This is a genomic window from Pseudomonas sp. G5001, from assembly GCF_013385475.1.
Lineage (GTDB): Bacteria > Pseudomonadota > Gammaproteobacteria > Pseudomonadales > Pseudomonadaceae > Aquipseudomonas.
In genome coordinates this window covers 1-22,814 of record NZ_JACAPZ010000027.1, presented here as the reverse complement: position 1 = coordinate 22,814, position 22,814 = coordinate 1, and the positions used below count along the sequence as shown (strand labels likewise).

Here is a 22,814-nt window from a genome sequence, read left to right as displayed (position 1 = left end):
CAGGAATCTATAAAAATGAACACGCTGAAACTGGCCCGCAACCTCCTCTCGGCCGTGGGCCTCGCTGTCCTCTCCCTAAGCGCTCAATCCGCTGACCTCACCATCGGCTACATCAACGGCATCGACCCGATCAAACGCGCCATCGCCGATGGCGAATATGAAAAAGGTATCGGCCAGAAGATCGATTGGCGCAGATTCGACGCGGGCCCGGCCGTCCTGGCCGCCATGGCTTCCGGTGATGTGCAGATCGGCAACCTGGGTTCCAGCCCGTTGGCCGCGGCGGCTTCGCGAAACATGCCGCTGGTGGCGTTCATTGTCAGCGCGCAGATTCGCAGTTCCGAGGCCCTGGTGGTTCGCGACGGCAGCGGGATCAAGACCCCTGATGACCTGATCGGCAAAACCATCGCCGTGCCCTTTGTGTCGACCTCCCATTACAGCCTGCTGGGCGCGCTGAAGCACTGGAACCTGGACCCGCGCAAAGTCAACATCGTCAACCTGACACCGGCACAAATCACCGCCGCCTGGGCCCGCGGCGATATCGACGGGGCGTTTACCTGGTCGCCTGCCCTGGGTGAAATCCGCAAGACCGGCAAGATCCTCACGGATGCTGCCGAAGTTTCCAACTGGGGCGCCCCGACCTTTGAGGTGTGGGTAGCGCGCAAGGATTTCGCTGAAAAGAATCCGAAGGTCGTTGCCGATTTTGCCAGGGTCAGCCTGGCGGCGATTGCCGATTACGCCGCGCATAAAAAAGACTGGACCGTTGATTCTGCCCCCGTGAAGAGCATCGCCCGACTCACAGGCGCCAACGCTGCGGACATTCCCGATCTGCTCGAAGGCTCGTCGTTCCCGACGGCCGCCGAACAAAAAAGCGCGCAATACCTCGCCGGTGGCACCGCCAGGGAAATCGGCAAGACCGCCGAATTTCTGAAAGAGCAGGGAAAAATCGAAAAGGTCCTGCCTGACTATTCCGCCTTCGTCAGCGACAAGTTCATCGGAGAATAATCATGGGCCTGACGCTTCATCCCCTTGGCCCTACCATCGGCGCGGAGGTTGAGGGGCTGGATATGGCCCTGCCTCTGACGGATCAACAACACGACTGGGTGGAGCAAGCACTGCTGCAGCACCAGGTGTTGTTCTTCCGTAACCAGGCCATTACCCCAGGGCAGCACGTGGCATTTGCCGCGCGGTTTGGTGATTTGCACCGGCATCCGATTTACCCGCACGTTGACCGGCACCAGGAATTGCTGCTGATCGACACCGCCGTGACCGATGTCCGCGACAACGCCATCTGGCACACCGATGTGACCTTCCTCGCCGCACCGGCGATGGGCTCCGTGTTGGCGGCCAGGCAAGTGCCTGCGTTCGGCGGGGATACGTTGTGGGCCAATGGCGTGGCTGCGTTTGAAGGGTTATCGGCCCCCGTCAGGCAACTGCTCGACGGCCTGACCGCCACCCACGAATTGACCAAATCATTTCCCACCGAGCGCTTCGGCAGCACGCCCGAAGCATTGGCGCGCTACGAAAAAGCCCGGAAGGATCACCCGCCGCTGTCACACCCGGTGGTCAGGACGCATCCTGCCACCGGGCGCAAGGCGTTGTTTGTGAGTGAAGGCTTTACCACGCGGATCAATGAGCTTGAGGCGGCGGAAAGTGATGCGTTGTTGCGGTTATTGTTCAGCCACGTGAGCCGTCCGGAATTCACCGTGCGTTGGCGATGGAAGGCGAATGATGTAGCGTTCTGGGATAACCGCATTACCCAGCATTACGCGATTGATGATTACCGACCGCAAAGGCGGGTGATGCACCGCGCGACGATTTTGGGTGACGTGCCTTTTTGATGGAGGATCGGTCGATGGACTTGCCCTTGGTGATCAACCCTGACGACTATCTGGAAACCGAGTTCGGCAGGGAATTCACGCCTGAACGAAATCGACAGGCATGGCAGCTCGCGTATGCGCGGTTGAGGCACGAGCTGTCACAGGCGGCAAAGGGCACTCACGTGTACGTGGTCATGGGCGTGCAGGGGGCGGGCAAGTCTCGCTGGGTGGCGGAAAACCTTGAGCGATTGGGGCACGGCGCAATCGTCTTCGATGCTGCTTTGCCGGCGCGGCGTCATCGGCAGGAGCTGCTGTCCATCGCGAGGGACTATGCAGTCCCGGTGATCGGCATCCTGGTGAGCGCACCGCTGGAGCTGGCGTTATCGCGAAATGCCCAACGCAATGCTGACAAAAAGGTGCCGGAGGACGCGCTGAAAAGCGTGTTCAGCATGCTCGAGCCACCCAGTGAAGACGAAGGATTCGTGTGGGTGCAAACCATTGAACAGCAGGCGCCGCTGCCCACAACCCTGCAAACTGACCGGATGACCCTGGTTGCGCCTGATGTGGCGCTCGCTGAAAAACTCGCCGATGCCTTGAACGCCAGCTACGCACTGCACCGCCGGTTTCTCGTATGGAGCAAGCCGCACTGGACGCGGGAGGACACGCAGGAAAGCCTGCAGCGCGCGGCCAAAGACTTCGATGCGCCTGTCGGGGAGAAACGGTATTTCCTGTTATCTCGCGACGAGCCCCAGGCATTGGTGGGCTGTATCGGCCTGCTGCCGCTGGCCGATGAGATTCACAGCTACGAAGTTGGCTATTGGGGCAATCAGGCACACGCCGGTCATGGGCTGATGAGGGAGGCATTGACCGCTCTGGTTTCGCAGTTGAGCGGGCACACACTGCGCCTGACCACTTCTTCGGCGAACATATCCAGTCAACGACTGGCTGAGGCAACGGGGTTTGAATGGGTGGAAACCCTTCAAGGCGCGCGGCGCTGCGAGTACTTCGGCGTACGCGATACGCTGGTTTACCGCCGGACCGCGCGCTGACACTAAAGGTACTCACACTCCCCACGCAGCAGCGAAAGCTGAACCAGGTCTTGATGAGCTGCGTTCCAGTAACCCGCCTGCCTCAACGTTCCTTCACGCACGAACCCGGCTTTCTCAAGCAGGTTCAGTGACCGAGCGTTGTCAGGATGAACCAGCGCCTCGATCCTGTTGAGTTCCATGTGCTGGAACGCCCATCGAAGGGCGGCGTAAACCGCCTCCTTCATGAGCCCCTGTCCCTGTGCCGATTGCGCCATCTCAAACCCGATGGCGCAACTGCGCCACGCACGATTCCATTTGAAGAAACCACAGGTGCCGATCAGCGCTGCCGTGGCTATGTCCTCAATCCCCCAGCGAATCCCCGGATTGGGTGAGGTGCGCCAACTGGCAAACAGCTCGATCAGTTGCTCCGCTTGATGAGGCTCGGTGATTGGGTCGGCACCGAACCACTTCATTGCTTCAGCGTCGCTATGAATCGCAAACAACCCCACCGCATCCTCCTGTGTAAGCTCTCTGAGGGTCAGGCGTTCGGTTTTGAGAGTCGGAAAATCGGACACTGCGGGCGTCACCTTTTGGAAAAAGATTCGCTAAGGTGTGTCGTGCGGAATAAAAAATCAATCTGTTCAGTGGTGACGCAGGGCGTCACGGGATACGAACACACGCTCCTGATCAACTGGGATCAACTGGGATCAACTGAGATCAACTGTGGGAGCTGTCGAGCCCCAGCGAGGCTGCGATGCAGGCGCCGCGGTCTGGCAGGTACGGCGCGGTGATCCCATCGCAGCCTCGCCGGGGCTCGACAGCTCCCACATTGGTCTCAGCACTCACTCCTCGCGTTTGACCACCAACGTCAATATGTCATAACTGGCCACCAGCTCACCCAACTGGTTGGTCACCTCCACATCCCACGCCACCACGCCTTGCGGAATGCCCTGGGGGCTCTTCTTGCCCTGGTCGATCTTGCGCTTGCAGGTCAGCCGCGCCTGGATGGTGTCGCCAATGCCCACCGGGTTGATAAACCGCAGGGTGTCCAGCCCGTAGTTCGCCAGCACCGGCCCCGGTGCCGGGGACACAAACAGCCCGGCCGCCGCCGACAGCACAAAGTAACCATGGGCAATGCGTTTGCCGAATTGCGATTCCTTGGCGGCGATGTCATCGAAGTGCATGTAGAAGTGATCGCCCGACAGGCAGCCGAAGTTCACCAGGTCGGCCTCGGTGACGGTGCGGCGGTGGGTCAGCAGCGATTCGCCAATCTGCAGGTCCTGGAAGAAGCGGCGGAACGGGTGCACTTCGGTCTCGATGACCTTGGCGCCGCGTACGTACTCGCCGGTGACCGCCGCCAGCATGGTCGGTGAGCCCTGTACTGCTGCGCGTTGCAGGTAGTGTTTCACGGCGCGCAAGCCGCCGAGTTCTTCGCCGCCACCGGCGCGGCCCGGGCCGCCGTGCTTGAGTTGCGGCAGGGGCGAGCCGTGGCCAGTGGATTCGGCGGCGGATTCGCGGTCGAGCACCAGCAGGCGGCCGTGCCACGCGGCAGCCACCGGGATGGCTTTGGCAGCGATCTGCGGGTCTTTGGTGATCAGGCTCGCGACGAGGCTGCCTTTGCCGCGTGCGGCCAGGGCCAGGGCTTCCTCGAGGTCGTCGTAGGCCATCAGCGTGCTGACCGGGCCGAAGGCCTCGATGTCGTGGGCGCCGCCTTCCGCATGCGGGTCGCGGGCTTGCAGCAGGGTCGGGGCGAAGAACGCGCCCTGGCTGACGTTTTCACCGCGGGGTTCAAAGCCGTCGCGGGCGCCGAACAGCATGTCGCTGCTCTGCAACAGGCTTTCCAGGCGTTCGGCCACGTCTTTCTGCTGGTCGTGGGAGGCCAGTGCGCCCATGCGCACGCCTTCCACCGACGGGTCGCCCACCACAACTTTTTTCAGGCGGTCCCGCAGGCGGGTGGCGACGGCGTCGATATGTTTGGCCGGCACGATGGCGCGGCGAATGGCGGTGCATTTCTGCCCGGCCTTGGTGGTCATTTCCCGGGCGACTTCCTTGATGAACAGCTCGAACTCTTCGTCGTCCGGGCTTACGTCCGGGGCGAGGATCGCGCAGTTCAGCGAGTCGGCCTCGGCGTTGAACGGCACCGAGTTGCGGATCAGGTTCGGGTTGACCCGCAGCTTGGCGGCGGTGTCGGCGGAGCCGGTGAAGGTCACCACGTCCTGGCCTTGCAGGCGGTCGAGCAGGTCGCCGGTGCTGCCGATCACCAGTTGCAGGCTGCCGGGTGGCAGCAGGCCGGATTCGTCCATCAGGCGCACCACGGCTTCGGTCAGGTAGCTGGTGGCGCTGGCCGGCTTGACGATGCATGGCATGCCCGCCAGGAAACTCGGGGCGAATTTTTCCAGCATGCCCCAGATCGGGAAGTTGAACGCGTTGATGTGCACCACCAGGCCGCCACGAGGCACCAGGATATGGGTGCCGGCAAAGCTGCCGAGCTTGCTCAGCTGCATCGCCGGGCCTTCGTGGACGATATTGCCCGACGGCAATTCCCGCGAGCCCAGGCTGGCGTAGGTGAACAGCGTGCTGTTGCCGCCTTCGATATCGATCCAGCTGTCGGCACGGGTCGCGCCGCTGTGGTGGGAGAGGGCGTAGAGCTGTTCCTTGCGCTCGCTCAGGTACAGCGCGATGGCCTTGAGGCGCTGGGCCCGCTGCTGGAAATCCAGGGCCATCAGCCCGCTGACTCCCTGGCGGCGCCCGTGTTCGATGGCTTCGGCGAAGTCCGGGCGCTCCTCGTGAGTGCGTGCCAGCTCGTGGCCGTCAATGGCGCTGCGCAGCACCTGGGCGCCGTGTTGGCCGATCCAGCGACCAGCGATAAAACTTTGCAGGGTAGGGGCGTGAGACATCACGATTCCTCCGGGTTGGAAAATGAGAGTTAGTGTTTGCTGGCGCCTGCGGCACCAATGCCGGTCATGGAGCGAATGAACTGCGCCAGGTAACGCCCGCGTTCAACGGCAGCGCGGGGCGAGCGGTCGGTGACGGAAAAGACCCAGGCGCTGAAAAACGCCAGGCTCATGGAAAACAGGGCAGGGTTGGAATAGGGGAACAGCGCCTTGTCGTAATGCAGTACGTTGACCCACACCGCCGGGCTCAGCACCAGCAGCACGATGGCCGAGACCAGTCCCGCCAGGCTGCCGGTCACCGCGCCACGGGTGGTCAGGCCCTTCCAGTACATCGAGAGGAACAGCACCGGGAAATTCACCGAGGCGGCGATTGCCAGTACCAGCCCGGACAGGAACGCGATGTTCTGCGACTCAAACAGCAGGCCAAGGATGATCGCCAGCACGCCGATGCACAGGGTGGCGATGCGCGACACGCGGATTTCCTGCTGCTCGCTGGCCTGGCCCTTGCGGATCACGCAGGCATACAGGTCGTGGGACACCGCCGACGCGCCGGACAACGCCAGCCCGGCGACCACGGCCAGGATGGTCGCGAAGGCCACCGCCGAAATGAACCCGAGGAACAGGTTGCCGCCCACGGCCTGTGCCAGGTGCACGGCGATCATGTTGCCGCCGCCGATGATCGCGCCGTTGGCATCCCGGAAGCTTGGGTCAGTACCCACCATGACGATGGCGCCGAAGCCGACGATGATCAGCAGCAGGTAGAAGTAGCCAATGAAACCGGTGGCGTAGAACACGCTCTTGCGCGCTTCCTTGGCGTCGCTGACGGTAAAGAAGCGCATCAGGATATGCGGCAACCCGGCGGTGCCGAACATCATGCCCAGCCCCAGGGAAATCGCATCGATCGGGTTCGACAGCAAGCCGCCCGGCGCCATGATCGCGCTGCCCTTGGCGTGCACGGCGGTGGCCCCGGCGAACATCGCCTCGGTGCTGAAACCAAAGTGCTTGAGCACCATGAATGCCATGAAGGTGGTACCGAACAGCAACATCACCGCCTTGATGATCTGCACCCAGGTGGTGGCGAGCATGCCGCCGAAGGTCACGTAGAACACCATCAGCACGCCCACCAGCATCACCGCGTACAGGTAGTCGATGCCGAACAGCAGCTCGATCAGCTTGCCGGCGCCCACCATCTGCGCCACCAGGTACATCAGCGCCACGGTCAGGGTGCCGAAGGCCGAGGTCAGGCGCACCGGGGTCTGCTCCAGGCGGTAGGACACCACATCGGCAAACGTGTACTTGCCCAGGTTGCGCAAGCGCTCGGCGATCAGGAACAGGATGATCGGCCAGCCGGCCAACACGCCCAGGGCGTAGAGCAGGCCGTCATAACCGTTGAGGAACATCATCGCCGAGATGCCGAGGAATGACGCCGCCGAGATCATGTCGCCGGCAATCGCCAGGCCATTCTGGAAGCCGCTCATGCCGCCGCCGGCGGTGTAGAAGTCGCTGGCGGAACGGGTGCGCAGGGCGGCCCAGCGAGTCACGCCGAGGGTGAACAGCACGAACACCAGGAACATGCCGATGGCGTTCCAGTTCAGTGGCCGGGATGCGCCGTCGGCGGCGACTGCAAGGTCCGTGGCCAATGCCAGCGGCAGGAGAAACCACGCTACCAGCCGGCTCATGCTGTGCACTCCTGCTTGAGTTTGTCGTTCAGCGGGTCGATCACATGGTTGGCGCGGTACACATAAAAGCCGGTCAGCGCGAACGCCAGCAGCACAATCACCACACCCACCAGCATGCCCACGGTGGTCACGCCGCCGCTCAACGACTGCCCGAGGGTAGCCGGGGAGAACGCCACCAACAGCACAAACCCGAAATAGATCACCAGCATGATCAGCGACAGCGACCAGTACAGGTTCTGTTTGCGGCGTACCAACTGGATGAAATCGGGATGTCGACGGATGCGCTCGATATCGTCGGGGGTCATGGTGGTGTGCTCCTTTTTATTGTTGTTGTGGTTAAACCAGCGTCCTGTAGGAGCGAGCTTGCTCGCGAAAAACCTGAGGGCGCCGCGTTGATTCAGGCTACCCGCGTCATCGTTAACGATCTTCGCGAGCAAGCTCGCTCCGACAGGGGAGCGGTGTGTCCTTAAAGCTGATCGAAATCCAGTACCACCTTGTTGCTGACCGGGAATGCCTGGCACGACAGCACATAGCCGGCGGCCACTTCGTAGTCTTCGAGGGCGTGGTTGCTGTCCATCTCCACTTCCCCTTCGATGACTTTGCATTTGCAGGTGGAGCACACGCCGGCCTTGCACGAATACGGCAGCTCGGCGCCCTGGGCATTGCCCGCGTCGAGGATGCTCTGAGTGTTGCGGGGCAGGTCGAAGGCGAGGGCACGGCCATCGCTGATCACCGTGATCTGGCTGACCGCCGCATCCACTTGCCGCGCCGCTTCGCGGGCCTCGCGCTTGTGCTGGCTGCCGGCGGCGGCGAACAGTTCGAAATGGATGCGCTCCGGCGCCATGCCCTTGGCCTTGAGGCTGTCGCGCACGGTCTCGGTCATCTCCTGCGGGCCGCAGATAAAGGCCGCGTCGAGGGCTTTCACGTCGAGCCAGCGGGAGAACAGTTGCTCGCACTTCTCGGCATTGATGCGGCCGTTGTAAAGGTCAACATCCTGCTGCTCGCGGCTGAACACGAAGATCAGGTTCAGGCGCTGCAGGTAGCGGTTCTTCAGGCCTTCCAGCTGTTCGCGAAACAGTGCACCGGAGCTGGAACGGTTGCCGTACAGCAGCGTCACGCGGCTGTGGGGCTCGGTTTGCAGGGTGGTCTTGATGATCGACAGGATCGGCGTGATACCGCTGCCGGCCGCCACTGCCAGGTAATGGCCGTGGCGAGCCGGATCAAGGTCCACATGAAAATGCCCGGCGGGCGGCATCACTTCCAGGCTGTGCCCGGCCTTGAGCTGCTCATTGGCAAAGGCGGAGAACCGTCCACCGGCCACGCGCTTGATGGCGATGCGCAGTTCACCGTCATTGACCCCGGTGCAGATCGAATAGGAACGGCGCACTTCCTCGCCATCCAGCTGGGTGCGCATCACCAGGTGCTGGCCCTGGGTGAAGTGGAAGCTGTCTTGCAGGTGCTGCGGAATCTCGAAGGCGATGGACACCGCGTCACGGGTCTCGTTGCGCACATCCTTGATGGTCAGGCTGTGAAATTTGCTCATTGTTGTTCTCCAACCAAGCGGGCCGCTGGCCCCTCAGATGCACTTGAAATAGTCGAACGGTTCCAGGCAATCGCGGCAGCGGTACAGCGCCTTGCAGGCGGTGGAGCCGAATTCGCTGAGCACTTCGGTGTGGGTGCTGCCGCATTGCGGGCAGGCAATCACCGGGCTTTCTCCCAGCAGGCTGCGTTTGCTGCTACTGCCTTGGGGCGGTGCGATGCCGTAGGCCCGCAGGCGTTCGCGGCCGCTGCTGGTGATCCAGTCGGTGGTCCAGGCCGGGGTCAGCTTGCGTTCCAGTTGCGGCGCGCGGAAACCTGCCAGCTCCAATGCATCGCGGATGTCGCCCTCGATCACTTCGGTGGCGGGGCAGCCGGAGTAGGTCGGCGTGACCACCACATGCAAGTGGCCGGCCTGCCAGTCCAGGTCGCGCACTATGCCCAGGTCGACCACGCTCACCACCGGCACTTCCGGGTCCATGACCTGCGCCAGGGTGGCCCACGCGGCAGCCAGGTCGGTGGGTTGCGCCGGGCGTGCGCCCTGGTCGCTGGCGATCAGCTCACCAGGTTGCATCGGGGTACGCTCGGGGCAAAAACTGCATTTCCGCCAACAAAATTCCCAGGTGCTCGCTGTGCAAACCGCGGCGTGCATCCAGGTAGAAATAGCTCGCAGCAGGCGGCAGGGGCAGGGTGGCGCTGGTAAAGATTTCGCTGACCTGGGTTTGCCACGCTGCGGCAACCTGAGCGGCGTCCGGCGTAATGCCGGCGGCGTGCAGGCGCTGTTCACTGTCGTCGGCGCCGGTCAGTTCCACGGTGAACCGCCACAGCTCGGGGATCGCCGCGAGCATGCGTTTATGGCTTTCCTCGGTGCCGTCTCCCAGGCGCTCCACCCACTCGCCGGAGCGGCGCAGGTGATAGGTGACTTCCTTCACCGCCTTGGCCGCGATGCCGGCGATGCGTTCGTCGCTGGATTGGGCCAGGCCGCTCAACACCGGCAAGTGCCAGGCGTCATACAGGAATTGCTTGAGGATGGTCACCGCGTAGTCGCCATTGGGTTGTTCCACCAGCAGCAGGTTGCGATAGGCCCGCTCATCCCGGCGGAAGGCCAGGTGATCGGCGTCGCGCCCGTCGTCCAGCAGCTCGGCGGCGTATTCCAGCCAGTTGCGCGCCTGGCCCACCAGGTCGAGGCCGACGTTCATCAGCGCCAGTTCTTCTTCCAGCGCCGGCGCATGGCCGCACCACTGGCACAGGCGCTGGCCCTGGATCAGGGCGCTGTCGCCGAGGCGCAGCAGGTATTCGATCAGATCGGTTTCAGGGTTCATGGTCGACCTCACATATGCCCGACTTCGGCCGGCAACTCGTAGAAGCTGGCGTGGCGGTAGACCTTGTCATCGGCCGGGTCGAACAGCGGGTCTTTCTCGTCCGGCGACGAGGCGGTGATCAGCGCGGAAGGCACTACCCACAGGCTCACGCCTTCACTGCGGCGGGTGTACAGCTCCCGGGCATTTTCGATGGCCATGGTGGTGTCGGCGGCGTGCACGCTGCCCACGTGCTTGTGATTCAGGCCGTGCTTGCTGCGCACGAAGACTTCAAACAGGGTCCATTCAGACATAACGGTGACTCCACATCAGGTGGCCGATCAGGCGGCGTTCTTGTTCTGTTTTTTACGGGCGTGGGCGACGGCGGCTTCGCGTACCCAGGCACCGTCTTCAATCGCCTTGCGGCGGGTGGCGACGCGTTCCTGGTTGCACGGGCCGTTGCCCTTGAGCACTTCGTAGAACTCGCTCCACTGGATCTCGCCGAAATCGTAATGGCCGCGTTCGGCGTTCCACTTCAGGTCCGGGTCGGGGCAGGTGCAGCCCAGCAGCTCCAGCTGCGGGATGGTCTGGTCGATGAAGCGCTGGCGCAGTTCGTCGTTGCTCTGGCGCTTGATTTTCCAGGCCATGGATTGGGCGCTGTTGGGGGAGTGTTCGTCGCTGGGGCCGAACATCATCAGCGATGGCCACCAGAGGCGGTTGATCGCGTCCTGGACCATGTCTTTTTGCGCCTGGGTGCCCTGGCGCATCATGGTCAGCAGCAGTTCGTAGCCCTGGCGCTGGTGAAAGCTTTCTTCCTTGCAGATGCGCACCATGGCCCGGGAGTAGGGGCCGTAGGAGGTGCGCTGCAGTACCACCTGATTGACGATGGCGGCGCCGTCTACCAGCCAGCCTACTGCGCCCATGTCGGCCCAGTTCAGGGTGGGGTAGTTGAAGATGCTGGAGTACTTGGCCTTGCCGCTGTGGAGCTTGGCGATTTCTTCGTCGCGGTCGGCGCCCAGGGTTTCCATGGCGCTGTAGAGGTACAGGCCGTGGCCGGCTTCGTCCTGGATCTTGGCCATCAGTTGCAGCTTGCGTTTGAGGGTGGGGGCGCGGGTGACCCAGTTGCCCTCGGGCAGCATGCCGACGATTTCCGAGTGGGCGTGTTGGGAGATCTGGCGGATCAGGGTTTGACGGTAGGCGTCGGGCATCCAGTTCTTGGCTTCGATCTTGATTTCGGCGTCGATTTTTTCCTGGAAAGCGCGTTCCTGGTCGGACATCTCGGAGAGGTCCTTGATGCGCTTTACTCCGGTTTCTACAAGCTGTGCGTACATGGGGGGTCTCCCGCCTTGTGTTTTGTCGTAGGCATGGAGGACTTTATAAGCGATACGGAAATTAATATCAAACACAAAATATGGTGTCGTTATTTGATTTTGTATCGCTTTGCGGGAAGGGAGCAGATATCTGTCGCTACGGTAACGGCGGCATAGGGTTCCCGGTCATCGTGGTAAGCAGGGCCAGTAGGCAAAAAACAGGGCCGCTTTATGTGGGAGCGGGCTTGCTCGCGAAGAACCTGAGTGCGCCGCGTTGAATCAGGATGCCCGCGTCATCGTTAACGACCTTCGCGAGCAAGCCCGCTCCCACATTTGAACCGTGTGCGCCTTTGATTTTGCTGGTGCTCTACCCCCCACCCCAAAAAACGAGCAAAAAAAAGCCCCGCAAATGCGGGGCCAAAAAGGTGCAGCAGTCATGCTTTAGGGCGACGATCCATCACATGGCATGCCTTCCCCTCAGACCGCTTGATCGAATGCAGCGGCTGCAAAACGATGCGCGAGCTGATCCCGATATACGTCTTGATGTGCCTGCTCAGTTCGCTGGAAACGGCTTTCTGTTGTTCAGCATTGAGGTGCTGATGCTCAGCCTTGAGCTCCACATGCACATCCACACTGTCCAGGTTGCCATTACGATACAGATGTATCTCATAACACTCTGAAAGCTGTTTTATTTTAAGCACCTGCTCCTCGATCTGCGTGGGAAACACATTAACCCCGCGAATGATCAACATGTCATCACTGCGCCCGGTGATCTTGTCGATCCGCCGCATCGGCCGCGCTGTCCCCGGCAGCAACCGCGTCAAATCCCGGGTGCGGTAGCGAATCATCGGCAGCGCCTCCTTGCTCAAGGAGGTAAACACCAGTTCACCCATCTGCCCGTCCGGCAGCACCTCACCCGTCACCGGGTCGATGATCTCCGGGTAGAAGTGATCCTCCCAAATGGTCGGGCCATCCTTGGTTTCCGCACACTCCATGGCCACCCCAGGCCCCATGATTTCCGACAGCCCGTAAATATCCAGCGCCGTAATCCCCAGTCGCGCCTCGATTGCACTGCGCAGCTCGGCAGTCCACGGCTCGGCCCCAAAGATCCCCAGTCGCAACGCCAGCTTCTGTGGATCAATGCCCTGGCGCTCGATTTCATCGGCAATGTTCAGCATGTACGAGGGCGTGACCATGATGATGTCCGGCTGGAAATCCTTGATCAGTTGCACCTGTTTTTCCGTCTGCCCGCCGGACATCGGAATCACCGTACAACCCAGGCGTTCCGCGCCGTAGTGGGCACCAAGGCCGCCGGTGAACAGCCCGTAGCCATAGGAAATATGCACCTTGTCGCCACGTCGCCCACCGGCCGCGCGGATCGAGCGGGCCACCACGTTGGCCCAGGTGTCGATGTCGTTCTGGGTGTAACCCACCACCGTCGGCTTGCCGGTGGTGCCGCTGGACGCATGCAGGCGCACCACCTCGTTCATCGGCACGGCAAACATGCCGTAGGGGTAACTGTCCCGCAGGTCGCCCTTGGTGGTGAACGGGAACTTGGCCAGGTCGTCCAGGGACTTGATGTCATCCGGGTGCACCCCCAGCGCGTCGAAGCGCTGACGGTACAGCGGCACATTCTGGTAGGCGTGGCGCAGGCTCCAGCGCAGGCGCTCCAGTTGATGGGCGCGCAGTTCGTCGACGCTGGCGGTTTCCAGCGGGTCCAGCACAGGGTTAAGCACGGCGTTTGGAATAGGCATGTTCATGAGTTCACTCGAATTATTTTTGTGTATCAGCCCACCGCACACCGTGGGCTTTGAGTGCATGCCCCAAGGATACCGCTAGGCTCCCCGGGAATCGCGAATCTTTAGTCGGACAGGCGCTCGATGATCAGCGCGATGCCTTGGCCCACGCCGATGCACATGGTGCACAGGGCGTAGCGGCCGCCACGTTCCTCCAATTCATGCAGGGCGGTAGTTACCAGCCGTGCGCCGCTCATCCCCAGTGGATGGCCGAGGGCGATGGCGCCGCCGTTGGGGTTCACCCGTGGGTCGTTGTCCCCCAGGCCCAGCTCGCGCAGCACCGCCAGGCCCTGGGCGGCGAAGGCTTCGTTGAGCTCGATCACGTCCATGTCCGCCAGGCTCAGGTTGGCCAGTTCCAGCACCTTGCGGGTCGCCGGCACCGGGCCGATGCCCATGATGCGCGGTTCCACGCCGGCGGTGGCCATCGCCACCACCCGGCCGCGGGCGACCAGGCCGTGACGCTTGGCAACTTCCGCGCTGGCCAGCAGCAGGGCGCAGGCGCCGTCGTTGACCCCGGATGCATTGCCGGCAGTGATGCTGCCACCCTCGCGGAATGGCGTGCCGAGTTTCTGCAGTTGTTCAAGGGTGGTGTCGCCGCGGGGGTGTTCGTCGTGTTCCACCACCTTGGCCGGGCCTTTGCGCTGGGGGATTTCCACCGCGACGATTTCCCTGGCCAGGCGCCCGCTGGCCTGGGCGGCGGCTGCACGTTGCTGGCTGCGCAGGGCAAACGCGTCCTGGTCGGCGCGGGAGATATTGAACTGCTCGGCGACGTTTTCAGCGGTCTCCGGCATCGAGTCGATCCCGTAGGCCTTTTTCATCAGCGGGTTGACGAAGCGCCAGCCAATGGTGGTGTCGTATAGCTGCGCATCGCGGGAAAACGCCTGTTCGGCCTTGCCCATTACCAGCGGTGCCCGGGACATCGATTCCACGCCGCCCACTAGCATCAAGCCGGCCTCGCCACAGCGAATCGCCCGGGCCGCGCTGCCGATGGCGTCCAGCCCCGAGCCGCACAAACGGTTGAGGGTGGTGCCCGGCACGCCCACCGGCAGCCCGGCCAGCAGCGCCGACATGCGCGCCACGTTGCGGTTGTCTTCGCCGGCCTGGTTGGCGCAGCCGTAGATCACATCGTCGACGCTGCTCCAGTCCACTTGCGGGTGGCGGCGCAGCAGTTCGCGCAGCGGCACCGCTCCGAGGTCGTCGGCGCGCACGCTGCTCAAGGCGCCGGCGTAGCGGCCGATCGGGGTGCGGACTGCGTCGATGATCAAGGCGTCATTCATTCGGATTCTCCTGCGCCAGCACCGTGCCGCGCACTTTGTAGGATTTGCCATGGAACAGCGCAATCAGCTGGCCCAGTTGGTTTTCGATACGGACGTCGTAGTTGCCGGTGCGACCCGAGCGGCTTTGCTCGCGGCAATCGGCACTCAAGGTGTCGCCCAGGTGGGCCGGGGCGATGTAGTCGATGCTGCAGCCCAGTGCCACGGTGGCGTCGTTGTAGCTGTTGCAGGCCAGGGCGAATGCCGAGTCCGCCAGCGCAAACAGGTAGCCGCCGTGGCAGGTGCCGTGGCCCTGGATCATGTCGGCGCGCACGCTCATGCCCAGTCGTGCGCAACCCGGCGCCACCGAGAGCAGGCGCATGCCCATGCCCTGGCTGGCGGCATCGCGGCTGAACATGGCCTGGGCGCACTGGTTGGCCAGGTTCATGGCTTCATGGTTGGTCATGTGGTGCGCTCCTTTCAGCGGCCCTTGAAGCTTGGGCTGCGTTTTTCCATGAAGGCGGCGACGCCTTCGCGGTAATCCTCGCTGCGCCCGGCCAGGCGTTGCAGGTCGCGCTCCAGCTCCAGCTGTTGGTCAAAGCTGTTGCTCAGGCTGGCGTTCAGGCTGCGCTTGATCAGCGCCAGGCCGTAGGTCGGTTGCGTGGCCAGGTGGCGGGCGAGGGTCAGGGCTTCGTTGCGCAATTCGGCGTCGTCCACGCAGCGGTAGATCAGGCCCCATTGCTCGGCCTGCTCGGCGCTCAGGCGGTTGCCCAGCAGGGCAAGCGCCTTGGCGCGGGCCATGCCCACCAGGCGCGGCAGGGTCCAGGTGCCGCCGGAATCGGGGATCAGGCCGATCTTGCAGAAGGCTTGGATGAAGTTCGCCGAGCGTGCTGCCAGCACCAGGTCGCAGGCCAGCGGGATGTTCGCGCCGGCACCGGCCGCCACGCCGTTGACCGCGCAGATCACCGGCAAAGGCAGGTCGCGCAGTTGGCGGATCAGCGGGTTGTAGAACTTCTCGATGGATTCGCCCAGGTCCGGCACCGCGCTGCCGGGTGCCACGTTGCGATCGCTGAGGTCTTGCCCGGCGCAAAAGCCGCGGCCTTCACCGGTCAGCAGCAGCACGCGCACGTCGGGGTTTTCCTGGACTTGCTTCAACGCTTGCTGGACTTCGCCGTGCATCTGCGTGTTGAAGCTGTTGAGCTGGTCGGGGCGATTGAGGCTGAGCAGGGCGACGCCGGCCTCGATGGAAAACAGGATGTGTTCGAAGTTCATGGTCGTGAGGCCCTCACGGTGCACGCTCGGCGGTCAGCCGGCTCATTATTGGATCGGCGTGGTCAGCCGGTTTTGCCGGAGTATAGCTTTAACGTGATACATAAATGCAACGATAAAATTGATTTAGTGTGTCTTGTTTTGAGTTTGATGAAAATGAACTGCTCGCTGTGCTGGTCGGTAAATACCTGATAAATCCCCTATTTTATTGGCTTTACGTCGATTATCAGCGGCACCGTATCAAGCCACGGCGACACCTGATTCAAGCGATACGCTTTTTCAGCTTTGTGCTTGTAAAAATGATGTGATACAAAATAAGCCAAGATCGGCATCGCTTTGCGAATACGCCATAAAAGGAATCCCCATGACTTGCTACAGCCTCGACGGCCTGACCCCGGTGGTCGACCCCACGGCCTACGTCCATCCCTCGGCGGTACTGATCGGCGACGTGATCATCGGCCCCCATTGCTATGTAGGGCCGCTGGCGAGTTTGCGCGGCGACTTCGGGCGCATCGTCCTCGAAGAAGGCGCCAACCTGCAGGACACCTGTGTGATGCACGGCTTCCCGGACAGCGATACGGTGGTCGAGCGCAACGGCCATATCGGCCACGGCGCCGTGCTGCACGGTTGCCGGATCGGCACCGATGCGCTGGTGGGCATGAATGCGGTGGTGATGGACAACGCCCGTATCGGCGCTCGCTCATTCGTCTCGGCGGCGGCGTTCGTCAAAGCCGGTTTCGAGTGCCCTGAGCAGTCGTTGGTGATGGGCGCGCCGGCCAGCGTCAAGCGCAGCCTCAGTGATGAAGAGGTGCACTGGAAACAAACCGGCACCCGTGAATACCAGCGCCTGGCTCAGCGTTGCCTGGAGCAGATGCAGGAATGCGCACCCCTGAGCGCACCGGAAGCTGATCGCCCACGCATCAGCGACAGCGGCCTGCGGCCCAAGGGCAGATGAATCGCCTGCATCCCGACGCCGCTAAAAACGGTATATTTTCTCTTTTTGCCTCGGTACGCCCATGTCGTCACTGACACCCCTGAACCAACTGATTACCCGCTTCCAGGAGCAGACGCCGATTCGCGCCAGTTCCTTGATCATCACCTTGTACGGGGACGCCATCGAACCCCACGGCGGGACGGTGTGGCTGGGCAGCCTGATCCAGTTGCTCGAACCCATCGGCATCAATGAACGGCTGATCCGCACCTCGATCTTTCGCCTGACCAAGGAAGGCTGGCTGACCGCCGAAAAAGTCGGGCGCCGCAGCTACTACAGCCTGACCGGTGCCGGGCGTCGGCGTTTCGACAAGGCCTTCAAGCGGGTCTACAGCTCCAGCGTGCCGGCATGGGATGGCTCGTGGTGCCTGGTGATGCTCACGCAGTTGACCCAGGACAAGCGCAAACAAGTGCGTGAAGAGCTGGAGTGGCAAGGTTTTGGTGCGATTGCCCCGACCGTGCTGGCCTGCCCACGCAGCGACCGCGCCGACGTCAACGCCACCTTGCTCGACCTCGGCGCCCAGGAAGACACCATCGTCTTCGAAACCACCGCCCAGGATGTACTGGCCTCCAAGGCCCTGCGGGTGCAGGTGCGCGAGAGCTGGAACATCGAGGAGCTGGCGGCCCATTACAGCGAGTTCATCCAACTGTTCCGACCGCTCTGGCAAGCGCTTCGCGAGCAGGAACAGCTACAGCCTTCGGATTGTTTCCTGGCACGGGTCCTGCTTATCCATGAGTACCGCAAACTGCTGCTGCGCGACCCGCAATTGCCCGATGAATTGCTCCCCGGCGATTGGGAAGGCCGAGCCGCCCGCCAGTTGTGCCGCAATATTTACCGGTTGATCTACGCCAAGGCCGAGGAATGGCTGAACAGCGCGCTGGAAACTGCCGACGGCCCGTTGCCGGACGTTGGCGAAAGCTTTTACCGGCGGTTCGGAGGCCTGAAATAAGGAGCGACGCTGTTCAGGAGAACGGGTGGAGTGATGTGGCGTAGAGAATAAAAATAAGCCTGCGTGAGGCCTGAACATGATGTCTTCAATTGCACAGCGCTGTGATGGGTTCGACCAATGGATCCATCAGATCAATCAGATCTGTGGCGCATTCGATGGGCAGATCCTGGGGGATGGTTTTTCCGGGCAGATCCGCGAGTACCAGAGCGGCGCGCTGAAACTCAGCTTTGTCGACGCCTGCCAGGCGCGGCTGTTTCGTACCTCCAGCCAAATCGCGGCGGGCGAGGGCGGCAAGTACTTTGCCGTGTTCCAGCTCGACGGCACGGCCGGCATGGCCCAGGGTGACAGCAAGGCGCTGTTGCGCGCCGGCGACATTACCCTGATCGATGCGGCACACCCCAGCGACTTCACCTACAGCGAGAATTCGCGGCAGTTGTCGTTGATCCTGCCGTCGTACCTGGTGGAGCAGACCTTGCGTTTCAACCCGGTCAAATGCGGGCACCGGATCGAGGCGACGTCGCCGATGGCGATGCTGTCCCGGCAGCTGATTCTGGAGGCTACCCGGCAAGACAACCTGACCTTGCAGGAAAGCGAGGCGACGCTGGAGGCGATCATCAACCTGCTGCGCCCGGCGATCAGCCAGGCGGGCGAGGGCAGCGACGCCCATGAGCGAGTGTTCCGCAAGACGCTGGAGTGCATTGACCAGCACATTCGCTCCGAAGAGCTGTGCCCCGAGTGGCTGGCGCGGGAGGTGGGGATGTCGGTGCGCGGGCTGTACCGGATCTTTGCCCGCAAGGGCCTGGTGGTGGCACGGTACATCAAGAACCGACGGCTGGATTTGTGTGCTGAATCCCTGCGCCAATCCAGGGTGGAGGAAAAGCTTTCGGTGCTGGGGTACTCGTGGGGGTTTTCGGATTCGAGTTATTTTTCGACGGCGTTCAAGTCACGGTTCGGCATTGCGCCGGGTGAGTACCGCAAACAACACGCCTGATCAGGGGATACGCCGATCAAAAATGTGGGAGCGGGCTTGCTCGCGAATGCGGTGGTTCAGTTGATGCATTGGGTGACTGACACACCGCATTCGCGAGCAAGCCCGCTCCCACATTTGGATCGCGTTTCGTTCAGTTGGGCATTCCATCTTCAATCGCAATCCCTTGCGCCCGCATTTCCTTGATCAAACCCGCCCTTGTGCCCGGCAGATTGAGCATCGCTTTGTGCCGCAATTCAGTGACTTCCTCGGCGCTATAGGGCTTGTAATCCACCGGCGTACTCTTGCCCGCCATCCCGTCCGGGCGCATCAGCCAGTTCAGCAAATCCGCCAGTTGCCCATCGTTCAGCGCCGACTGCGACATCCCCGGCACCCGTACCAAAAACTCCCGCCCGCCTGGCACCTTCAGAAAGTTGCCGACAAACCCGGTCATCCTCGGTGTGTCGTTCGCCGCCGAGCCCATGCCGCTGCCCAGATGGCAGCCGGCACACTGCAGCTGATAGTTGGTCGCCACGCTGTACCCGGCCTGGGCGATCGGCGTTTGCGGCGACTCATTGCCCGGTGCGTGCTTCTGGTTTGGATTGGGAATGGCCCGAGCCTGGGCGAGCGGGGTGGCGAAGACACACATCAAGCTCAGCAAAAACAACGTACGCATGACAAGCCTCTTGCACTGACCTGTGGCGAGGGCGCTTGCTCCCGTTGGGCTGTGCTGCGGCCCCAAGATCTCTGGGAGCGCTTCGCACTCCAACGGGAGCAAGCTCCCTCGCCACAAGGGTGAGTTAAACCGCGACGCCGCGAATGATCGAGACCGTGCAGTGGTAGATGTGGGATTTGGCCGCCAGGCACCAGTTCACATCGTTGTTGTTGAACGGCCGGTATGCCGGTTCCTCGCTGTCGTTACGCGTGCACGCGCACTGGGCGCAGCTTTGCTTACCGCAGCAGTCGTTATAGGAAATGATGTAGTCCTTGCCATCCGCCGGGTTGCGGCAGGTGCCGATCCAGGTCACCTGGGACGCCTCGGTGCCCGGTGGGCAGGAGGTCACCGAGCCGCCACAGCAACTGCACAGGAAACCGTCGATGGAGCAGTAGCGCCAGTAGTCGCAACTGTTCGGGTCGCCCGGGTCACCGGCTTTCGGGTTATCGGCAGCCAGCGCCTTGCTGGTGCGGTCCAGGGGCAGCAGCAGGGGCAACGCGGCGCCTGCGACCATCAGCGAACCCATACGGGCCAACAGTTTGCGTCGCGACGTGGTGTCGGCCAGGCGACGGGTCGAGCGCTCGAATAACAGATCCAGCAATTTCATGAGAGTCTCCCTGCCTTAATCAGTGGCTATGGCCGTGGCTGTGGTCGTGGGGCTGCGGCTGGCTGTTGAGGTATTCCTGCAGCGTCGCGCTTTTCAGGTGTTCGACTTCGAACAGGCTGTCCAGGTGCTCGCGGGAATTGACCAGGCCCTTGGCGCGCAAGGTGCCGCTCTTGTCGATCAGCGCGGCATACGGCAGCTTGCCGATCTGGTAGGTCATGCCGACTTCCGGGCCGACCACGTAGGTGACGTCGTCCAGCTTGTGTTCGGTGATCAGCGCGTGCTGGGCTTCCATGTCGCCGTCGCTGATAAACACCACATCGAGTCGGTCAGCCTTTTCCCTGGCGATGGACTTGATCGCCGGCAACAGGGATTTGCAGATCGGGCAGGTGGGCGAGAGGAAGAACAGCAACTGGTTCTTCTCACCGGCATAGCCGAAGTTCACCGGGCGGCCTTTACGGTCGGAAGCGGTGACTTGCGGGGCCGGCTCATTCACCGCCACGCCCTTGTCGACCATCAGTGCGCCGGCCGGGGCGATGCGCCCGTGCAGCACACCAATCTGGCGCACCAGGCCCATCACGGCAAACGCCAGCGCCAGCAGCAGTACCCACAGCAGTACGTTGGAAACAATAAGGCCTTCCATTGATCACCTACCAATCAGTTTGAGCAGAAGAGGGGAGTTCGCCAGCAGGCCATCGGCTGCGGCGTAAATCAGCAGCGCGACGGCGCTGGCGGCGACGGTGACGAAGCCGTCGAAAAAACCCAGGTCACGGGCAATCGGCAGCACGCTGGCCAGCAGGGCCACGGCCACCAGTGCGCCGTTGCGCAACAGCAGGATCGGCCGCAACGGCTGCGCCTGGTCGGGGCCTGCGCAGCCGCAGTCGATGTCCCGGCGGCCGCGCCACAGGTTGATGCCAATGGCGGCGGCGTACAGTGCAATCAGGCCGGCGGCGCCGAGGGCGGCCCAGGAACGGCTGGCCGGCACCAGCAGGGCAAAGGCAATCACCAGTTCCAGCACCGGGATTACCCGGGCGGCGGGGCGAGTCACTGCCTCTGGCAGCAACTGGTAATCGGCCAGTTGCCGGGCGAAGCGTGCCGGTGCGCGCAACTTGTGGGTCGCGGCACTGGCCAGCAACACCGCGATGGCGAGGGCGCTGGCAATGATGAAGATCGGGTCGATATGCATGGCCGAACCTCTTTAGTAGCTCATGATCTGGGTTGCGGTCTTCGCTACCTTGGCCATGCTACCGGTGAGTTTGTTGGTCTTGAGGTCGAAGATCTGCAAGCCGCCTTCGACGTCGGCGCCCAGCAACAGGGGCTTATCGTCGCCGGTGGCCTGCATGCTCCAGACCGGGGTCGGGGCTTCCAGGGTGGCTATCTTCTTCATGGTCTTGAGGTCGTAGGCCCAGATGATGGTGCTCGGGTCTTCCCACTTCATCGGCTCGTGGTTGTCGTGCATCAGCACGTACATGCGGTTGAGTTTCGGTGCCACGGCCATCAACTGCCAGCCACCCGGGGCCCAGCCGGTTTTCTTTTCCGCGTCGGTGGTGAGTGACCAGGACGGCAGGATTTTCGGCTCATCGCCGGAGAAATCTACCGGGCGGATGGTGCCGGTGGTGGTGGTGAAGTAGTAGGTGTCGCCCACGTTCACCGCGCGTTCGTTGAGCTTCTCGGCGTTGGGGTCGAAGAAGTGCGTGCGGTTGCGCGAGGTTTCCTGGCCCTGCTCGTTCAGCGTCACCACTTGCAGGCTGCCGTCGCCGCACAGGGAGGCGAAGCGGCGAGTGCCGACCGGGTAATTGAGTACGCAGCCCGGGATCGCGATTTCGGCGGTGACGGAGCGGGACTGGGTGTCGACCACGGTCACGGAGGTGGAGGGTGTGAAGTTGTAGACGTAGACGAAGCGGTCATCGCCGCTGGTCTTCAGCCCATAGCGCTGGGTCAGGGATTCGGCGCGTTTGTTCGGGATCAGCACTTCCCAGGCGGGCGACAGGCTGGAGCTGTCCCAGGCGGTGAGCACATCGGTGCGATCGCCCCGGGTGCCGCGGGAATAGTAAATGTCGGCGCTGTACAGGGTCTTCTGGTCGTGGCTCAGGGCCGAGGGCGCGGCGAAGCCGGTGGGGACCATGCCGAGGACGCGCTTCTTGTCGGGATCTACCACGGTGACGCGGCCGACCACGAAGCTTTCGAATTCGACGTCTACCACGAATGCGCGGTGGGCTTCCGGTGGAAAGGCCAGGGTGGTCTGGCCGATGGTGTCTGGCGGTAAATCCGCCTGGGCGCTGTTCAAGCCGAGTACAAGCAGGCCCAGACCCAGCGCTGACTGTACGTTGATCCTGTTGCTTCGCATTAGGGGCACTCCCTGAATTATTGTGTTTTGCTAATCGCGGGTGCTTTGGCAGATTCTTGCAAGTGGATTCTGCCTTGTGGGGCGATTGCAAGAATTGTTGTGTCTGCCAAGTGGTTGTGTGTCTGTGCCAATGGTTTGGGGTAGGGTGTATATCCGTTATTTTTGTTATGGCTGGTATTGGTTCCGCTCTTACAGCGGGTCACTTTTGAAAGGAGCCCAAAAGTAACCAAAAGGCTCTTGCCCCACCACTCGGCACCTCGCCCAGGCTCGGTGTGCCCTCACTCCGGCTTTGGACCGTGGGCCGCCGCGATGGGCCATCCTTGGCCCAGCGCGGCTAACCCGGCGTCCTGCCGGGTTACCC

24 protein-coding genes are annotated in these 22,814 nt (G+C 62.4%); 6 read left to right on the top strand and 18 right to left on the bottom strand.

Features of this window, described 5'->3' with window-relative positions; all coding sequences use genetic code 11:
- Positions 1–15: 15 nt before the first annotated feature.
- From tauA to HX805_RS21580, 3 genes are read left to right on the top strand one after another with little or no spacing between them, the layout of a single operon-like run.
- Positions 16–1,002 (top strand): taurine ABC transporter substrate-binding protein, encoded by a 987-nt coding sequence (gene tauA / locus HX805_RS21590; RefSeq protein WP_177117303.1) that lies wholly within the window; start codon positions 16–18, stop codon positions 1,000–1,002.
- 2 nt (positions 1,003–1,004) lie between these two features.
- Entirely contained in the window at positions 1,005–1,838 is an 834-nt protein-coding gene (gene tauD / locus HX805_RS21585) for a taurine dioxygenase (protein ID WP_177117302.1), read from the top strand.
- A 14-nt stretch (positions 1,839–1,852) separates the two neighbouring features.
- On the top strand, positions 1,853–2,866 hold the full coding sequence (locus tag HX805_RS21580; protein WP_008436085.1) for a GNAT family N-acetyltransferase: 1,014 nt from the start codon (positions 1,853–1,855) through the stop codon (positions 2,864–2,866).
- A gap of 2 nt (positions 2,867–2,868) precedes the next feature.
- Here the strand turns inward: HX805_RS21580 and HX805_RS21575 are convergent, their stop codons facing one another.
- The 13 genes from HX805_RS21575 to paaG all read right to left on the bottom strand — a co-directional run bounded on the left by HX805_RS21575 (position 2,869) and on the right by paaG (position 15,883).
- Positions 2,869–3,420, bottom strand: a complete 552-nt coding sequence (locus HX805_RS21575; RefSeq protein ID WP_102604583.1) for a GNAT family N-acetyltransferase — start codon at positions 3,418–3,420, stop codon at positions 2,869–2,871.
- A gap of 267 nt (positions 3,421–3,687) precedes the next feature.
- On the bottom strand, positions 3,688–5,742 hold the full coding sequence (gene paaZ / locus HX805_RS21570) for a phenylacetic acid degradation bifunctional protein PaaZ (protein ID WP_177117301.1): 2,055 nt from the start codon (positions 5,740–5,742) through the stop codon (positions 3,688–3,690).
- Between the two features lie 29 nt (positions 5,743–5,771).
- A complete protein-coding gene (locus HX805_RS21565) occupies positions 5,772–7,418 on the bottom strand; it encodes a cation acetate symporter (RefSeq protein WP_003208909.1) in 1,647 nt (548 codons plus the stop codon).
- Positions 7,415–7,723, bottom strand: coding sequence for a DUF485 domain-containing protein (locus tag HX805_RS21560; protein ID WP_003208907.1), 309 nt, complete (start codon positions 7,721–7,723; stop codon positions 7,415–7,417). The genes HX805_RS21565 and HX805_RS21560 overlap by 4 nt, the downstream gene beginning before the upstream one ends.
- A 161-nt stretch (positions 7,724–7,884) precedes the next feature.
- Complete coding sequence (gene paaE / locus HX805_RS21555) at positions 7,885–8,961, bottom strand: 1,2-phenylacetyl-CoA epoxidase subunit PaaE (RefSeq protein ID WP_177117300.1); 1,077 nt, start codon at positions 8,959–8,961, stop codon at positions 7,885–7,887.
- A gap of 33 nt (positions 8,962–8,994) precedes the next feature.
- Positions 8,995–9,528 (bottom strand): 1,2-phenylacetyl-CoA epoxidase subunit PaaD, encoded by a 534-nt coding sequence (paaD, locus tag HX805_RS21550; protein WP_102368708.1) that lies wholly within the window; start codon positions 9,526–9,528, stop codon positions 8,995–8,997.
- A complete protein-coding gene (gene paaC, locus HX805_RS21545; RefSeq protein ID WP_003208901.1) occupies positions 9,515–10,276 on the bottom strand; it encodes a 1,2-phenylacetyl-CoA epoxidase subunit PaaC in 762 nt (253 codons plus the stop codon). Before paaC ends, paaD begins: the two co-directional genes overlap by 14 nt.
- Positions 10,277–10,284: 8 nt before the next feature.
- Positions 10,285–10,566 (bottom strand): 1,2-phenylacetyl-CoA epoxidase subunit PaaB, encoded by a 282-nt coding sequence (gene paaB / locus HX805_RS21540; RefSeq protein WP_003208899.1) that lies wholly within the window; start codon positions 10,564–10,566, stop codon positions 10,285–10,287.
- A gap of 27 nt (positions 10,567–10,593) precedes the next feature.
- The gene (paaA, locus tag HX805_RS21535; RefSeq protein WP_003208897.1) at positions 10,594–11,583 is read right to left on the bottom strand and encodes a 1,2-phenylacetyl-CoA epoxidase subunit PaaA; all 990 of its coding nucleotides are present in this window, start codon (positions 11,581–11,583) and stop codon (positions 10,594–10,596) included.
- Positions 11,584–11,996: 413 nt separating this feature from the next.
- Positions 11,997–13,322: a phenylacetate--CoA ligase PaaK gene (paaK, locus tag HX805_RS21530; protein WP_177080853.1), complete on the bottom strand. Its 1,326-nt coding sequence runs from the start codon at positions 13,320–13,322 to the stop codon at positions 11,997–11,999.
- A gap of 101 nt (positions 13,323–13,423) precedes the next feature.
- A complete protein-coding gene (pcaF, locus tag HX805_RS21525; protein WP_177117299.1) occupies positions 13,424–14,635 on the bottom strand; it encodes a 3-oxoadipyl-CoA thiolase in 1,212 nt (403 codons plus the stop codon).
- Positions 14,628–15,077, bottom strand: coding sequence for a hydroxyphenylacetyl-CoA thioesterase PaaI (gene paaI, locus HX805_RS21520; RefSeq protein ID WP_008431049.1), 450 nt, complete (start codon positions 15,075–15,077; stop codon positions 14,628–14,630). Before paaI ends, pcaF begins: the two co-directional genes overlap by 8 nt.
- A 14-nt stretch (positions 15,078–15,091) precedes the next feature.
- On the bottom strand, positions 15,092–15,883 hold the full coding sequence (paaG, locus tag HX805_RS21515; protein WP_003208887.1) for a 2-(1,2-epoxy-1,2-dihydrophenyl)acetyl-CoA isomerase PaaG: 792 nt from the start codon (positions 15,881–15,883) through the stop codon (positions 15,092–15,094).
- A gap of 361 nt (positions 15,884–16,244) precedes the next feature.
- On the opposite strand from paaG, the gene paaY reads away from it, so the two are divergent.
- From paaY to feaR, 3 genes are all read left to right on the top strand, one after another.
- The gene (gene paaY / locus HX805_RS21510; protein WP_003208885.1) at positions 16,245–16,835 is read left to right on the top strand and encodes a phenylacetic acid degradation protein PaaY; all 591 of its coding nucleotides are present in this window, start codon (positions 16,245–16,247) and stop codon (positions 16,833–16,835) included.
- Between the two features lie 61 nt (positions 16,836–16,896).
- On the top strand, positions 16,897–17,820 hold the full coding sequence (gene paaX / locus HX805_RS21505) for a phenylacetic acid degradation operon negative regulatory protein PaaX (protein ID WP_063029029.1): 924 nt from the start codon (positions 16,897–16,899) through the stop codon (positions 17,818–17,820).
- 76 nt (positions 17,821–17,896) lie between these two features.
- Complete coding sequence (feaR, locus tag HX805_RS21500; protein WP_177080850.1) at positions 17,897–18,811, top strand: transcriptional regulator FeaR; 915 nt, start codon at positions 17,897–17,899, stop codon at positions 18,809–18,811.
- Between the two features lie 130 nt (positions 18,812–18,941).
- Here feaR and HX805_RS21495 read toward each other — a convergent pair whose 3' ends face one another.
- From HX805_RS21495 to HX805_RS21475, 5 genes are all read right to left on the bottom strand, one after another.
- On the bottom strand, positions 18,942–19,463 hold the full coding sequence (locus tag HX805_RS21495) for a cytochrome C (protein ID WP_087694284.1): 522 nt from the start codon (positions 19,461–19,463) through the stop codon (positions 18,942–18,944).
- A gap of 124 nt (positions 19,464–19,587) precedes the next feature.
- The gene (locus HX805_RS21490; protein WP_003208877.1) at positions 19,588–20,109 is read right to left on the bottom strand and encodes a methylamine dehydrogenase light chain; all 522 of its coding nucleotides are present in this window, start codon (positions 20,107–20,109) and stop codon (positions 19,588–19,590) included.
- A gap of 19 nt (positions 20,110–20,128) precedes the next feature.
- Positions 20,129–20,749, bottom strand: coding sequence for a methylamine dehydrogenase accessory protein MauD (gene mauD / locus HX805_RS21485; protein WP_177080849.1), 621 nt, complete (start codon positions 20,747–20,749; stop codon positions 20,129–20,131).
- A 3-nt stretch (positions 20,750–20,752) separates the two neighbouring features.
- Positions 20,753–21,292: a MauE/DoxX family redox-associated membrane protein gene (locus HX805_RS21480; protein ID WP_003208874.1), complete on the bottom strand. Its 540-nt coding sequence runs from the start codon at positions 21,290–21,292 to the stop codon at positions 20,753–20,755.
- Between the two features lie 12 nt (positions 21,293–21,304).
- Positions 21,305–22,453 carry an amine dehydrogenase large subunit gene (locus HX805_RS21475; protein WP_003208872.1) on the bottom strand — a complete coding sequence of 383 codons (1,149 nt, stop codon included), beginning with the start codon at positions 22,451–22,453 and terminating at the stop codon, positions 21,305–21,307.
- Positions 22,454–22,814 lie beyond the last annotated feature (361 nt).